Below are 14,574 nucleotides of genomic sequence, written 5' to 3' on the forward strand. Positions count from 1 at the left end.
GTCGGTCCTCGAGGTCAGCTCTCGTAGTGGTACCGGCACTGTGCGATCAGGACGCTGTCCTCGGTGACGCGGTAGATCAGGCGGTGCTCGTCATTGACGCGGCGTGACCAGTAGCCCTGGAATCCGTGCTTGAGGGGTTCCGGTTTGCCGATCCCCTCGTTCCCGTTCCGGGCGATATCCGCGATGAGGGTGTTGATGCGCTTCAGGATCTTCCGGTCCTGAAGCTGCCACCACAGGTAGTCCTCCCAGGCGCGGGAGGAGAAGGTGATCTTCACGTGCGGCCCTTATTCGTCCGTCGTGTCCGTCACGAGTTCGCGTACCGTGCCGCCGCCGTTCTCCAACTCGTCGATGGACGCGAGGAGGCGCCGGGCATTCGCCGGGCTGCGCAGCAGGTAGGCCGTCTCCTTCAGGGACTCGTAGTCCTCGAGGGAGACGATGACGACCGGGTCGTGTCCGGCCCGGGTGATGACGACCTCTTCGCGGTCGTCGTTGACGGAGTTGAGCACTTCGGCGTACCGCGCGCGCGACTCCGAGTACGTCATGGTCTTCACAGTCGGCCTCCTTTACGTACAGGAAATTGTACGTCGACCTCCTGGGGTGTGACAAGCGCCGGAGCGCCCGGCGCGACTGTCACCGTCGTGACCGTGTCACCGCCGCGTCCTGACCAGCAGATACACGAAGTACGGCGCCCCGATGACCGCTGTCATCAGGCCCGCGCCGAGCTGGGCGGGGGCGATGACCGTGCGGCCGAGGAGGTCGGCGACGGAGACGAGGGTGGCGCCGAGGAGGACGGCGACGGGGATGACGCGGATGTGGCGGCGGCCGGCGAGGGCGCGGGCGGCGTGCGGGGCGACGAGGCCGACGAAGCCGATCGTGCCCGCGGCGGCGACCGCGGTGGCGCTGAGCAGGACGCTGACGCCGAGCAGGCCGAGGCGGGTCGGCCCGAGGGCGAGGCCAAGCAGGCGCGGGGTGTCGTCGTCGAGCGAGACGAGGTCGAGTTCGGCGCGGCGGGAGAAGGCCACGGCGGCGCCGACGACGAGGACGGCCGCGACCGGCAGCACATCGGGCATGGTCCTGCCGTACGTCGAACCGGACAGCCAGATCAGCGCCTTCGTCGCGTTGAACGGGTCGGTGAGGACGATGAGCAGGCTGATCAGGGCCGAGGTCCCGGCGGCGGCGCCGACACCGACCAGGACGAGCCGGTTCTGCTGGAAACCGCCCCGGGCGCAGAGCCCGAAGACGACCGCGGCGGTGGCCGCCGCGCCCGCGAAGGCCGCGCCCGCCACGCTCCACGACCCGGCGGTCGGCACGGTGGTGACCAGCAGCACGGCGCCGAGACCGGCGCCGCCCGAGACGCCGAGGATGCCGGGCTCGGCGAGCGGATTGCGGGTGACGGCCTGGACGAGCGTCCCGGACAGGGCGAGCGCGGCGCCCGCCAGGAGCGCGGCCAGCACGCGGGGCACGCGGGTGTCGAGGACGAAGGTGACGACGTGGTCGGCCCTGCCCTGCGCCCAGTTCACGACGTCGCCGAGCAGCAGCTTGGTGTCGCCGAGAAGCACCGCCGCGACGGCCGCGGCGACGAACACGGCCACGAGTACGGCCAGGACGGCGACGAACGCCGCCCGGCTGGGGATACGCAGCCGGTCCGGCGCGGCGGACGCGCCGGAGCCGCGGGTGCGCAGCGCGATCACGACGAGGAACACGGAGCCCGCGACGCTCGTGATGACCCCGGTGGGCACGGCGACCGCCGACTCGGCGCCGACCGTGGCCCGCAGCAGCACGTCGGAGCCGAGGACCAGCGCCGCGCCGGCGAGCCCGGCGACCGGAACGGCCGCCCGCGCCCTGACCAGACCGCGGAACCGCCGGGCCAGCGGGCGGACGAGCGCGGGCGCGCACAGGCCGACGAAGCCGATCGGCCCGGCCAGTGTCACCGCCGCCGCGGACAGCAGCGTCGTGAGCAGGACGACCGTGACGCGGGTGCCCAGGACCGGCACGCCGAGCCCGCGGGCCGCGTCGTCGCCGAGCGCGAGCGCGTCGATGCGGCGGCCGGCCAGCAGCAGCCCGAGCAGGGCGAGCAGGGCGATCGGCGCCATCTGGTTCACGCCGTCGAAGCCGTTCTGGCTGATGCTGCCCTGGCTCCATTGGTAGAGGCCGTTGGTCTGCTCGGGGAAGAGCAGGAGCAGCGCGTCGGTGACCGAGCCGAGGCCGAGCGCGAGGGCGCTGCCCGCCAGCACCAGCCGTACGGTCCCGGCCCCGAGCCCGGACAGCGCGAGCACCAGCGCCGCCGCCGCGAGACCGCCGACGAACGCGACGCCCGAGGAGGCGAGCAGCGGCAGCGAGGCGCCGGTGACGGTGAGGATGCCGAGCGCCAGGTACGAGCCCGCGTTGACCGCGAGCGTGTCGGGCGCGGCGAGTACGTTCCGGCTGACCGCCTGGAGCGCGGCGCCGGCCGCGCCGAGCGCGACGCCGACGACGAGGCCCGCGACCATGCGGGGCAGCCGCGAGGCGATGACCACGGAGGCGTCGCCGTGCTCCGCGCGTCCGGTCAGCGCCTTCCACACCTCGCCCGCGCCGACGTCGGCGGTGCCCTGCGTGATGTCGACGACGGCGAGGACGGCGACCGCGAGGACGAGGACGAGGACCAGTCCGGCCGTCACCGCGGCCGCGCCCTGGGCGGGCGCGGGCGTCCGTGCGTCGGACGCGGGCTCGGTGGTGCGCGGGGGAGTCGTGACGCTCACGGCGCTGCTTCGCCCTTTCGCTACTTCGTGAGGGCGGCGACGACGGCGTCCACGTACGCCTCCATCGACGCGGGACCGCCGAACATCCAGACGCCGTCGGGCAGTCGGCTCACGTGGCCCGCCTTGACGAAGGGCAGCGACTTCCAGACGGCGTTCTTGGCGAGGGTGTCGGCGAAGGGGTCGCCGTCGGAGGCGTTCGCGATGTAGGTGAAGCGGATGTCGCCGAGCCCGGTGAGGCCCTCGACGTCGGTGGTGGCCAGGCCGTAGTCCTTGTCGCCCTTGACCTTCCAGGCGTTCGTGAGGCCGATCCGCTCGTTGACGTTCCCGATCAGGGAGCCGCTGGTGAATGGGCGTATCGAGACCTGGTTGGCCTGCACGTACCCGTCCCCGAAGGCGTACGGGGTCCCGGCGAGACCGGCGTCCGCGAGGGCCTTCTTGCCCTCCGCGAGCTTCGCGTCGAACGCCTGCTTGACCTCGGTCGCCTTCCGCGTGGTGCCGGTCGCCTGCGCGATGAGGTCGAGGGACTTCGTCATCAGGCCGATCTGGTCGGTGGAGTCGGCGGACCTGATCTGGAGGACGGGGGCGATCTTCCGCAGTTGGGTCACGGCGGACGAGGTGAGGTCGGTGGTCGCGACGATGAGGTCGGGCGACAGGGCCGCGATCGTGTCCATGCTCGGCTCGCCGCGGGTGCCGATGTCCTTGGGGGAGTTCTTCAGCGGGGCGGCCTTGTCCCAGTCCGTGTACCCCTTCACATCGGCGACGCCGACCGGGTCGACGCCGAGCGCGACCAGGTCCTCGACGACGTTCCACTCGGTGCCGATGACCTTGGTGGCGGGCGCGTCGAGGCGTACCTCCGTACCGCTGGCGTCGGTGAGGGTGATCGGCCCCGGGGCCGAAGCGGAGGCGGACTCCGTGGTCTTGACCGACTCGTCGGCGGCGGAGTGCGTCGTTCCGCATCCGGTCAGGGCGAGGGCCGCGACGGCGGCGACGGTGGCTGCGGCGGCGGGTACGGGGAGGCGTCTCATGAGGTGGGGTGGAGCCTTTCGCTTCTGGTCCGGTCGCTTCTGGTCCGGTCGCTTGTGGTCGGGTCGTTTGTGTTCCGGTCGCTTGTGGTCCGGTTCTCGGTCTGGCTTCTGCTGTGGTGGCGGCCGACGGCACGGGTCCGCAGCCGGCCGGTCGAGGGGTCGGTGTCGACGTCGACCCGGATGCCGTAGACCTCGGTGAGGCGTTCGGGGGTCAGGACGTCCTCGGGGAGGCCGTCGGCGACGATCCGGCCGTCGTGGAGCAGCGCGACGCGGTCGGCGACGGCCGCGGCCTGGTCGAGGTCGTGCAGGACGACGCCGACCGCGATCCCGTGGTCGTCGGCGAGGTCGCGGATCAGGTCGAGCAGTTCGATCTGGTACCGCAGGTCGAGATACGTCGTCGGCTCGTCGAGCAGCAGCACGCCGGTCTCCTGCGCGAGGCAGCTCGCGAGCCAGACCCGCTGGAGCTGTCCCCCCGACAGGTGCTCGACGCCCCGCGCGGCCAGGTGCTCGACCCCGGTCAGTGTCAGAGCCCGCTCCACCGCGCCGGTCCCGCCGGGGTCCGGCCGGCCCCAGCGCCCCCGGTGCGGATACCGGCCGAACTCCACGACGTCCCGCACGCTCAGCCCGCTCGGCGTCGGCCGCCCCTGGGTCAGCAGCGCCACCTGCCGCGCGAACTCCCGTGACGTGAGCTGGAATCCGTCCGTCCCCGCGTCCAGCGTCAACGCGCCCTCCCGGGCCCGCTGCAACCGCGCCAGCGTCCGCAGCAGCGTCGACTTCCCACTGCCGTTCGGCCCCACCAGCGCCGTCACCTCGCCCGGCCGCAGCGACACGGCGGCGTCATGCACGACATCCACCCGGTCGTACGCGACCGTCATCCCTGTGGCCGCCAACTCATGCCCCCGCGAGGGCATCCCGCCGCCAGCACTCTCCCCAGCTCTCACACCGCTTAGGTTAGCCTAACCTAATCCCCCCTTCCCGCCGGGGTCACCTCTGCCCCTCCGGGACCCTCAGCCGTTGAACGCCTTGCGGAGGCGGTCGGCGGCGTCGCGGAGGACTTCGGGGCGTTTGCAGAAGGCGAAGCGGACTTGGGTGCGGCCGGCGGTGGGGTGGTCGTAGAAGACGGAGTTGGGGACGGCGACGACGCCGCAGCGTTCGGGGAGGGCGCGGCAGAAGGTCAGGGCGTCGGTGCCGGGGGCGAGTTCGGTGATGTCGGCGGTGATGAAGTACGTGCCCTGGGGCTCGTAGGTGAGGAATTGCTTCGTGGTGCGGACGGCGGCCACCAGCTCCCGCGACCCCGTCACCCAGGCCACTCCGTTTTCACGCACTCATTGCAGCGGTAGGTCGTCGGGCAGGATGCGGAAGGATTTGTGCCGGCTCAATGGGCGGACGGCACGGAAGTCCCGGCAGTCGAGCGTGAGAACGGCGTCAGTGTCGTACTCGGCAGCGAGTGCGACGTTCACGGCGTCGGCGAGATCGAGGCTGAGCGCGGTATACCGGGCGCGCAGCGTTTGTGCGGCTGAGAGGTGAGCCTCGGTGATTTCCGGCACGACGATCCGGCTTGTCCGCATCCACCGCCGGATGTCGTCGATCGCGCTGACAGCCGCTTCCCGTCCCAGCTCGCGGGTCGCGACATGATCGATCTCGGCGAGCAGCAGTGGGGACATCACGAGGAGTCCGGCAGCCATGATCGCCTCGTTGGCCCCCTGGTGTTCCGGGTGCGTGGAGTCGAGCGCGGCCAGCAGGCCCGATGTGTCGGCGACGACGATGATCACGCCGTGACCTCGGAATCGCCCTCGCGCAGGACGCCGTCGGCGACCGCGTTGCGGACGTCGTCCTTGGAAGGAGTGCGCCCCGAACCTTCAAAGGTGCGGGAGAAAAGCGGTTCGTCCCAGACGCGGTTCGCCATGGCTGCGAGATGGATGCCCTGCCGGATGATCTCGGCTTCACTGACCCCGCGCCGGGCGGCGGCTTCCTTGATGATCGCCAGATCTTCCGGGTCGGCGTAGACGTTGGTGCGCTTCATAGGCATGTACCAATATTAGTCCATGTACTACAAATGGTGCACGTCGTATGGCGGCACAGTTAAGCAGCGCCTGGCTGCGAAACGCGTCCCCTGGCCTCCGGGCCATGGATGACTGGGGGCCGGGGTGCTCTGGCACGTGCTGGAGGAGGTTCCACCCGGGCGGGAACACATACCCGGGCTGCTGGACGGGCCGCTGGTGGCCGCGGAGCGGCGGACCTCGTGGGCACGCCGCCCGGGAACGGGTCAGTCACATGGCACTGCACGGCGCAATCACGTGCCTGTTCTTCGATGGGCTGCGGCTCCTGGCAGGCACGGCCAATGGGGCGGCTCTCAGCCGTTGAATGCCGTGCGGAGGCGGTCGGCGGCGTCGGTGAGGACTTCGGGGCGTTTGCAGAAGGCGAAGCGGACTTGGGTGCGGCCGGCGGTGGGGTGGTCGTAGAAGACGGAGTTGGGGACGGCGACGACGCCGCAGCGTTCGGGGAGGGCGCGGCAGAAGGTCAGGGCGTCGGTGCCGGGGGCGAGTTCGGTGATGTCGGTGGTGATGAAGTACGTGCCCTGGGGCTCGTAGGTCCGGAAGCCGGCGTCGCGCAGGCCCGCCGTCAGCAGGTCGCGCTTGGCGCGGAGGTCGGCGGCGAAGTCGGCGTAGTAGGCGTCGGGCAGGGCGAGGGCCTCGGCGACGGCGTACTGGAAGGGCCCGGAGGCGACGTAGGTGAGGAACTGCTTGGTGGTGCGGACGGCGGCCACCAGCTCCCGCGACCCCGTCACCCAGCCGACCTTCCAACCCGTGAACGAGAAGGTCTTGCCCGCTGAGGAGATGGAGACCGTCCGGTCGCGCATGCCGGGGAGGGAGATCAGGGGGGTGTGGACGCCGTCGAAGACGAGGTGTTCGTAGACCTCGTCGGTGACCACGAGGAGGTCGTGGTCGACGGCGATGGCGGCGATCTCGGTGAGTTCGGCGGGGGTGAGGACCATGCCCGTCGGGTTGTGCGGGGAGTTGAGGAGGAGCAGCCGCGTACGAGGCGTGACGGCGGCGCGCAGGGCGGCGAGGTCGGGGCGGAAGTCGGGGGCGCGCAGGGTCAGGGGGACGCGGACGGCGCCCGCCATGGCGATGCAGGCGGCGTAGGAGTCGTAGAACGGCTCGAACGCGATGACCTCGTCGCCCGGTTCGAGCAGGGCGAGCATCGCGGCGGCGATGGCCTCGGTGGCGCCCGCGGTGACCAGGACCTCGGTGTCGGGGTCGAAGTCGAGCCCGTAGAAACGGCGTTGGTGGTCGGCGACGGCGCGCCGCAGCTCGGGGACGCCGGGGCCCGGCGGGTACTGGTTGCCGCGGCCGCCGCGCAGGGCGCGGACGGCCGCCTCCCGTACGGACTCGGGACCGTCGGTGTCGGGGAAGCCCTGGCCGAGGTTGATCGCGCCGGTCGAGAGGGCCAGCGCCGACATCTCGGCGAAGATCGTCGTACCGAGGCCGTCGAGGCGGCGGTTCAGCAGCGGCCTGTCCCGCATGCGCCCACCTGCTTCCAGCCCGTCCGCTTCCCGCCCGCCCATTTCCCGCACCCACTCTCCGTCGGAACCGTACGGGGACCGTACCGGGACGCGTCCCGGGTTCCGTACCGTACGGCGTCCGCCGCCGGGGGTGTGCGCCGGGCGCGCCCGGAAGCGGTGTGGGAACGACGTAGTGAACACGTGAGCCCTTAAGCGCTCCAAGGGATGGAAAGTACGCACAGATGGGTAAAAACGCTGAGGACGGCGCGAGTTTCATGATTCCGTAGCTCTCGGATCTACCGGACCCCACGTGGGCACCGAGCCGCCGCGTCTCTCCGTCAGACGCGGGTCGGCCCATCATCCACTGCGTGCTTGCGGAGCCGACCCATGCTCACCACCCTCCAGACCGCCTACACCGACACCCGTGCCGGAGACCTCGCGTGGTGTCTCGGGAAGGACCCGCTGCCCGCGCTCGCCGTGCTCGACCTCGAAGTCGGCGACACGCGCGGGCTGCGGGCCAAGGTCCAGATGCGGCTGCTCGGCGCGTCCCACCAGGTACTGGTCGACACCGGTCGTGACGGCGGGTGTTCGGAGACCGTCGCGTGCATGCCGGGCAGCCAGGCGCCGCTGCCGTTCGGCGTGGCACGCAGGGTCGGCGGCTGGGACTACGAGTTCGCGGCCCGGATCGAGACGCTGTCGCAGGGCTCCTTCGCGGGCCGCGCCCAGGAGTTGCTCGCGCTGGTCGCCGACCACCCCAACGGCCTCGCGGGCACCTTCCCCGGCGACCCGCACGCCTTCACCGCGATGCTCGTGCAGTGCGCGGAGGGCAGTGTGCGGTGGCGCACCTGGCACGCGTACCCGCAGGAGGGACGGCTGGTGACCACCAGGACCCGGGTGAACGCCCTTCCTTGAAGGGGTGTTGGGGCGTACGGCGCCGGTCCGCGCGGAGCCGCGCCTCCCGACCCGTGCGAAGCCGCGCCTCCCGACCCGTGCGGTACGGACGCACGTCGGCGGCACCCGCGCGCGGGCGGTCCGGCGCGCGAACCGTACCTCCGTACGCACCGGCGGACGAACGCCCGTACGGCCGACGGTACATACGTCCACACCGTGCGCCGCACCCGTACCCCCGTGCGCCGGTGCGGTCCGCGAAAGCGCCGTCAACCGCCCCTGATTACACCCCTGTGGGTGACTTGTGCCGCCACCGGACTGACATAGCGTGCATTCATGATCGACCAGCCAGGCCGCACCGCGGCACCACTCGACCTGCGGCTTCCCGTGGCTGCGGGCGCCGCACGCGCGCTGGTCCTGGCCGCCGTCTTCGTCTGCGCCGCCTGCGGTCTGGTCTACGAGCTCGAACTCGTCGCGCTCGCCTCCTACTTGGTCGGCGACTCCGTCACCCAGGCGTCGGTCATCCTCTCCGTGATGGTCTTCGCGATGGGCTGCGGCTCGCTGCTCGCCAAGCGGCTGCGGATACGGGCCGCGGCCGGTTTCGCCGCCGTCGAGACGGCGCTCGCGCTGGTCGGCGGGCTGTCGGTGATGGCGCTCTACGCCTGCTTCGCGTGGGCGGGACAGGCCCGACTGGCCATGATCGGCTGCGCGTTCGCGATCGGCGTGCTGATCGGCGCCGAGGTACCGCTGCTGATGACGCTCGTCCAGCGGATCCGGCGGCAGGACGCGGGCGGCGCCGTCGCCGACCTCTTCGCCGCGGACTACGTGGGCGCGCTCGTCGGCGGCCTCGCCTTCCCCTTCCTTCTCCTGCCGCACTTCGGGCAGTTGACCGGCGCGCTGGCCACCGGCGTGGTCAACGCGGTGGCGGGCGGCGCGACCGTGCTGTGGCTCTTCCGCGGCGACCTGTCCGCCCGCACCCGCTGGTGGCTGCTGGCCGCGAACGTCTCCGTGCTCGCGGTGCTCGGCGCCGCCGCCGCTGCCGCCGGGCCCTTCGAAGCGGCGGCGCGGCACGCGGTGTACGGGGGACAGGTGCGCGTCGCGGAACAGACCGCCGTGCAGGAGGTCGTCCTCACCGGCGGCGGCAGGACCGGAGCCCCGCTCCAACTCTTCCTGGACGGACGGCTACGGGTCTGCGGCACGGACGAATTCCGTTACCACCAGGCCCTGGTGCACCCCGCGATGAACGGCCCGCACGGCCGCGTCCTCATCCTCGGCGGCGGCGACGGCCTCGCCCTGCGCGAGACGCTGCGCTACAGCGGGGTCCGCGCCGTCACCGTCGTGGACCTCGACGACGAACTCGTCCGCCTCGCCCGTACCGACCCCGGCCTGTCCGCGCTCAACCGGCACGCGTACGACGACCCGCGCGTCACCGCCGTCACGGCCGACGCCTTCGACTGGCTGCGCGAGGAGCGGCGCGGACCGTTCGACGTGATCATCGCCGACCTGCCGGACCCGGGGATCTCGCGCAGCGCGAAGCTGTACTCGGAGGAGTTCTACGGGCTCGCCGCGCGCACGCTGGCCCCCGGCGGGCGGCTCGCCGTCCACGCGGGCACGCCCAGCGCCTCCACGCACACCTTCTGGACCATCGAGGCCACCTTGCGGGCGGTGGGGCTGCGGACGGCGCCGTACTGGATCACCGGCCGCACGTGCGGGGCGCAGGCGGGGCCCGACCGCTGGTCGGGCTCGGTGCCGCCGTCCGCCACGAACTGGGGCTTCGTGCTGTCCGGCCTCACCACCCCCGCCATCGCCCTCCCGCCCCGCCACCCCCCTGACCTCTGGCTGACCCCCGCGCTGCTGCGCAAGGCCGCCGCCGCCCCGCTGGCCGGCCGCCCCACCGAGTCCCTCCCGGCCTCGACGTTGCTGCGCCCGAGGGTGCGGTGAGACGGCCGGCCAGCGGGGACGCCGGGTGGCGTAAGGGGACGGGACGCCCGCGTACGGGTGCGGGGGCGGGCGTACGGCGGCGGGCGCGTCGACAGGGGGACGGGCGTACGGCGCCGGGCGTGTGCACAAGGGGGCGGGTGTACGGCGGCGGGCGTGTGCACAAGGGGGCGGGTGTACGGCGGCGGGCGGGTGCACAAGGGGGAGGGTGTACGGCGGTGGCGTACGGCGGCGGGCGCGTCCGTACGGGCCTGGGCCTGCGGGTGTACGGCGGTGGCGTACGGCGGCGGGCGCGTCCGTACGGGCCGGGGCCGCGTGCCACGTATGCCCGTAAAAAGTTCCGCCCGCGAAGCCGCGTGGCACCGTCCCGGTGGGTAGGCTCCGCCGCATGGAGCACGAGGTCTTCGTCCCGGTCAGCCCCACCCGCATCGGCCACGCCCTGCGCAGCCCCGCGCGCGTGACCGCGAGCCTGCCCGGCTGGCAGCCGGACGCGTCCGGCGCCGCGGACGGCGCCGACGGGGCTGACGGGTCCGCGCCGGAAGGCGGCGCCGCGGGCCGCCTCCGCCTGCGCGTGGGCGGCTCCACGATCACCTACCGCGGCACGGTCCGCGTCACCGGCGCCTCGTCGCCCTTCGCGGCGGAGGCGAGCGGTACGGAGGTGCGCGGTACGGGCACGGTCAAGGCCACGCTGGAGATCGTCGTGGCCGAGGCCACGCACCCGGAGCCGGGCGCTCTGCTGATCTTCCGCGGCGCGGCCCAGGCCGAGGGCCGCCTGGCGTCGTACGAGCCGGACGTCGTGGAAGCGGCGGTACGGCGGCTGCTGGACCGTTTCTCCGCGGACCTGGCGGCGCACGCGCCGGAGGAGGACCCGGCCCCGGACCCGGCGTCCTCGGACGTGACCGTCGAAGAAACGATCGTGCCGGTCGTGGAGGCAGGGGCGGCCTCGGAGCGGCCGGACGAGCCGGGCGCCGAGGCGGGAGCGGCGGACGCCGTGGCCGAGGAAGCCGCCGACACCGCTGGCGATACGGCTGACACCGCTGATGACACCGCGGAGGACGCCGCCGACACGCCCGCCGGGGACCCCCGGATCACCACGGAGTCCGACACCTCCGACACCCACACCGCCGCCGACGAGGCCGACTCCGATGAGGACGCCGAGCCCGCCGAGCCCGAGGCGGACGTCGTGGACGACCTCGGCGAGCCCGCCCCGCCGTCCGACCTGGACGACTTCGAGCTGGTCGAGGTCGAGGTGGAGGTCCCGGAGAGCGCCGCCGCGCTGGACGACCTGGTGCCGCCCGCCGAGGCCGCGCACGCCCGCCGCACGATGATCGGCCGCAGCGCCGAGGAGGTCGACCACGCGCCGCCGCGCGGACGCTACGCGCCCGTACCCGCGCCGGACGCCACCTCCGCGGCGGCGACCCTGCGCTGGGCGGCACCCGCCGCCGCGGCTCTCGTCGCGTCCGCCGTGGTCGTCGGCCGGGTGCTGCGACGCCGCAGGTAACACAGCCCGGTTACTCTCGTTCCGTGTCGAACGAGACGAAGCTGACGGCGGGCGACGCCGAACTGATCCTGCGGCCCCACGACGGCTGCCGGATCGCCTCATTGAAGGTCGGCGGGACCGAACTCCTGCGCCAGGGAGACAAATTCGGCGCCTTCCTGATGGTGCCGTGGTGCGGCCGTACGGAGAACGGGGTGTTCCGCAACGGCGGCGTCACCCATCAACTCCCCGTCGACGCGCCCCCGCACGCCATCCACGGCACCGGGCGCCACACCGCCTGGCAGGAGGCCGCGCCCGCGACCGAGACCACCGCCGCGTACTACTTCGACCTCGCCGAGCCGTGGCCGTACCCCGGACGGGTGACGCACACCGTCGAGTTGGCCCCGCACTCGGTGAAGCTGACGCTCAGCGTCGAGGCCGACGCGTCCGGCGACTCCTTCCCCGCGCAGGCGGGCTGGCACCCGTGGTGGCTGCGCAACCTCGGCCAGGGCGGCCAGGACGTCGAACTGGCCTTCACCGCCGCCTGGCAGGAGGAGCGCGGCGACAACCACCTGCCGAACGGCAACCGCGTCGACCCCAGGCCCGGCCCCTGGGACGACTGCTTCGGCATGCCCGACGGCGTGGACATCGCCCTCACCTGGCCCGGCGAGATGACGGTCCGGGTGACCAGCCCCTCCGAATGGGCGGTCGTCTACACCGAGCCGACCGAGGCGGTCTGCGTCGAGCCCCAGTCCGGCCCGCCGAACGGCCTCAACACCCTGCCCCGCCTGGTCACCCCGATCGACCCGCTGGAGATCAGCACGGAGTGGACCTGGCACCGGATCGGCTGAGCCCCCGGCCTGCCGGGATACTGGTCGGCATGAGTGACCAGACGCGAGACGCGCTGCTGCGGCAGATCAAGGACAAGGCCGTGGTGCACGGCAAGGTGACCCTCTCCTCGGGGCTCGAGGCCGACTTCTACGTCGACCTGCGCCGGATCACCCTGGACGGCGAGGCCGCGCCGCTCGCCGGACAGGTGATGCTCGACCTCACCGCCGAACTGGACTTCGACGCGGTGGGCGGGCTGACGCTCGGCGCCGACCCGGTGGCCACCTCGATGCTGCACGCCGCCGCGGCGCGCGGGCAGCGGCTCGACGCGTTCGTGGTCCGCAAGGCCAACAAGGCGCACGGCTTGCAGCGCCGTATCGAGGGCGCCGAGGTCAAGGGCCGCCGCGTGCTGGTGGTCGAGGACACCTCGACCACGGGCGGTTCGCCGCTGACCGCGGTCGAGGCGGTACGGGAGGCGGGCGGCGAGGTGGTGGCCGTCGCCGTCATCGTGGACCGCGGCGCGGCCGGGGCGATCGCGGACGCGGGACTGCCGTACCTGGCCGCGTACTCGCTGGACGACCTGGGCCTCGCCTGAGTCGCGTGAGCCGCCTGAGTCGCGCAGCCGTGTCGCGGTCCTGAGCCGGTCCTGAGTCAATCCTGAGTCGGTCCTGAGTCGGCGCGGAGCGGGCTCCGAGCTTGCCCCGACCGGGTCCTGAGCGCTTTCGACCGGCTCTGACCTGCGTTTTTCCGGCCTCTGGAGTGTTTCACGTGAAACACTCCAGAGGCCGTCGTCCACTGGGTGTGCACGGAGGTGGTGTATCCGTTCGAGTCTGGGAAGATGGGGGCGACAAAGACGTCGCCACGCCAGTAAGGCCACAGCAGGACCACCCGCAGATCATGAGGAGCGGACACGATGCCCATCGCAACCCCCGAGGTCTACAGCGAGATGCTCGACCGGGCGAAGGCAGGCAAGTTCGCCTACCCGGCCATCAATGTCACCTCGTCGCAGACCCTGCACGCCGCGCTGCGCGGCCTCGCCGAGGCGGAGAGCGACGGCATCATCCAGATCTCCACGGGCGGCGCGGAGTTCCTGGGCGGTCAGTACAACAAGGACATGGTGACCGGCTCGGTCGCGCTCGCCGAGTTCGCGCACATCGTGGCCGAGAAGTACCCGATCACGGTCGCGCTGCACACCGACCACTGTCCCAAGGACAAGCTGGACGCGTACGTGCGTCCGCTGCTGAAGGTCTCGCAGGAGCGAGTGGCCGCGGGCCGCGACCCGCTGTTCCAGTCCCACATGTGGGACGGCTCGGCGGAGAACCTGGACGACAACCTCGCCATCGCCAAGGAGCTGCTGGCCGAGGCCGTCAAGGCCAAGATCATCCTGGAGATGGAGATCACCCCGACCGGCGGTGAGGAGGACGGCGTCTCGCACGAGATCAACGACAACCTCTACACCACCGTCGACGACGCCTACCGCACCGTTGAGGCCGTCGGCCTGGGCGAGCAGGGCCGCTACCTGCTGGCCGCCTCCTTCGGCAACGTCCACGGCGTCTACAAGCCGGGCAACGTCGTCCTGCGTCCGGGCATCCTCAAGGAGCTCCAGGACGCGGTCGCCCAGAAGTACGGCAAGGCCAACGCCTTCGACTTCGTCTTCCACGGCGGCTCGGGCTCCACGCTCGAGGAGATCAACGAGGCGCTGGAGAACGGCGTCGTCAAGATGAACATCGACACCGACCTCCAGTACGCCTTCACCCGGCCCGTCGCGGACCACATGTTCCGCAACTACGACGGCGTCCTGAAGGTCGACGGCGAGGTCGGCAACAAGAAGACCTACGACCCCCGCGTCTGGGGCAAGGCCGCCGAGGCCGGCATGGCCGCCCGCGTGGTCGTCGCCGCCGAGAACCTGCGGTCGGCGGGCAACAAGCGCAAGTAGTCCTCCGGACGGTTTCCGGGACGGCGTTCCGCACAGGGCCAGCTTCCGGACGGGACCGGCTTCCGGACGGGACCGGCTTCCGGACGGGTTCCGGGACGGCGTACTGCACAGGGCCGGCTTCCGGACGGGTTCCGGGACGGACCGCATGACGTCGGCGGCCCTCGTACGGCTGGATGTGCGGGCGGCCTCCGGGCCTCCCCGCGCGGTTTCGGGCTCGCCGCCGAAGGCCCCTGGCATCT

The 14,574-nt window shown here is 72.2% G+C and carries 14 protein-coding genes and 1 pseudogene; 6 read left to right on the forward strand and 9 right to left on the reverse strand.

Annotation, left to right across the window (positions count from 1 at the left end; all coding sequences use genetic code 11):
• Nucleotides 1-14: 14 nt before the first annotated feature.
• The 9 genes and pseudogenes from ACIP4Z_RS08100 to ACIP4Z_RS08140 form a co-directional block, all read right to left on the reverse strand.
• Complete coding sequence (locus ACIP4Z_RS08100; RefSeq protein ID WP_355346234.1) at nucleotides 15-275, reverse strand: Txe/YoeB family addiction module toxin; 261 nt, start codon at nucleotides 273-275, stop codon at nucleotides 15-17.
• 9 nt (nucleotides 276-284) lie between these two features.
• A complete protein-coding gene (locus ACIP4Z_RS08105; RefSeq protein WP_391041576.1) occupies nucleotides 285-551 on the reverse strand; it encodes a type II toxin-antitoxin system prevent-host-death family antitoxin in 267 nt (88 codons plus the stop codon).
• A gap of 96 nt (nucleotides 552-647) precedes the next feature.
• Nucleotides 648-2,738, reverse strand: a complete 2,091-nt coding sequence (locus ACIP4Z_RS08110; RefSeq protein WP_401305898.1) for an iron ABC transporter permease — start codon at nucleotides 2,736-2,738, stop codon at nucleotides 648-650.
• Nucleotides 2,739-2,758: 20 nt separating this feature from the next.
• Nucleotides 2,759-3,763, reverse strand: a complete 1,005-nt coding sequence (locus ACIP4Z_RS08115) for an iron-siderophore ABC transporter substrate-binding protein (RefSeq protein ID WP_401305900.1) — start codon at nucleotides 3,761-3,763, stop codon at nucleotides 2,759-2,761.
• Nucleotides 3,760-4,674 (reverse strand): ABC transporter ATP-binding protein, encoded by a 915-nt coding sequence (locus ACIP4Z_RS08120; RefSeq protein ID WP_401306033.1) that lies wholly within the window; start codon nucleotides 4,672-4,674, stop codon nucleotides 3,760-3,762. The genes ACIP4Z_RS08115 and ACIP4Z_RS08120 overlap by 4 nt, the downstream gene beginning before the upstream one ends.
• Nucleotides 4,675-4,770: 96 nt before the next feature.
• Nucleotides 4,771-5,073, reverse strand: a pseudogene (locus ACIP4Z_RS08125) (aminotransferase); the annotation flags it as partial.
• Nucleotides 5,074-5,088: 15 nt separating this feature from the next.
• Nucleotides 5,089-5,535 carry a type II toxin-antitoxin system VapC family toxin gene (locus tag ACIP4Z_RS08130; protein ID WP_401305902.1) on the reverse strand — a complete coding sequence of 149 codons (447 nt, stop codon included), beginning with the start codon at nucleotides 5,533-5,535 and terminating at the stop codon, nucleotides 5,089-5,091.
• Nucleotides 5,532-5,792: a ribbon-helix-helix protein, CopG family gene (locus ACIP4Z_RS08135; protein WP_391041569.1), complete on the reverse strand. Its 261-nt coding sequence runs from the start codon at nucleotides 5,790-5,792 to the stop codon at nucleotides 5,532-5,534. Before ACIP4Z_RS08135 ends, ACIP4Z_RS08130 begins: the two co-directional genes overlap by 4 nt.
• A gap of 324 nt (nucleotides 5,793-6,116) precedes the next feature.
• Nucleotides 6,117-7,289: a pyridoxal phosphate-dependent aminotransferase gene (locus ACIP4Z_RS08140; RefSeq protein WP_401305904.1), complete on the reverse strand. Its 1,173-nt coding sequence runs from the start codon at nucleotides 7,287-7,289 to the stop codon at nucleotides 6,117-6,119.
• Between the two features lie 366 nt (nucleotides 7,290-7,655).
• On the opposite strand from ACIP4Z_RS08140, the gene ACIP4Z_RS08145 reads away from it, so the two are divergent.
• The 6 genes from ACIP4Z_RS08145 to fbaA all read left to right on the forward strand — a co-directional run bounded on the left by ACIP4Z_RS08145 (nucleotide 7,656) and on the right by fbaA (nucleotide 14,335).
• Nucleotides 7,656-8,180, forward strand: a complete 525-nt coding sequence (locus ACIP4Z_RS08145) for a DUF2617 family protein (protein WP_355346222.1) — start codon at nucleotides 7,656-7,658, stop codon at nucleotides 8,178-8,180.
• Between the two features lie 312 nt (nucleotides 8,181-8,492).
• Complete coding sequence (locus ACIP4Z_RS08150) at nucleotides 8,493-10,097, forward strand: polyamine aminopropyltransferase (protein ID WP_401305907.1); 1,605 nt, start codon at nucleotides 8,493-8,495, stop codon at nucleotides 10,095-10,097.
• A gap of 385 nt (nucleotides 10,098-10,482) precedes the next feature.
• Nucleotides 10,483-11,595 (forward strand): CoxG family protein, encoded by a 1,113-nt coding sequence (locus ACIP4Z_RS08155; RefSeq protein ID WP_401305909.1) that lies wholly within the window; start codon nucleotides 10,483-10,485, stop codon nucleotides 11,593-11,595.
• Nucleotides 11,596-11,618: 23 nt separating this feature from the next.
• Nucleotides 11,619-12,422, forward strand: a complete 804-nt coding sequence (locus ACIP4Z_RS08160; RefSeq protein ID WP_401305910.1) for an aldose 1-epimerase — start codon at nucleotides 11,619-11,621, stop codon at nucleotides 12,420-12,422.
• A 29-nt stretch (nucleotides 12,423-12,451) separates the two neighbouring features.
• Nucleotides 12,452-12,994, forward strand: coding sequence for an orotate phosphoribosyltransferase (pyrE, locus tag ACIP4Z_RS08165; protein WP_391041562.1), 543 nt, complete (start codon nucleotides 12,452-12,454; stop codon nucleotides 12,992-12,994).
• A gap of 318 nt (nucleotides 12,995-13,312) precedes the next feature.
• Complete coding sequence (gene fbaA / locus ACIP4Z_RS08170; RefSeq protein WP_355346207.1) at nucleotides 13,313-14,335, forward strand: class II fructose-bisphosphate aldolase; 1,023 nt, start codon at nucleotides 13,313-13,315, stop codon at nucleotides 14,333-14,335.
• The last annotated feature ends 239 nt before the right edge of the window (nucleotides 14,336-14,574 follow it).

Source organism: Streptomyces sp. NPDC088910 (genome assembly GCF_044749865.1).
In the GTDB taxonomy this organism is placed as follows: Bacteria; Actinomycetota; Actinomycetes; order Streptomycetales; family Streptomycetaceae; genus Actinacidiphila.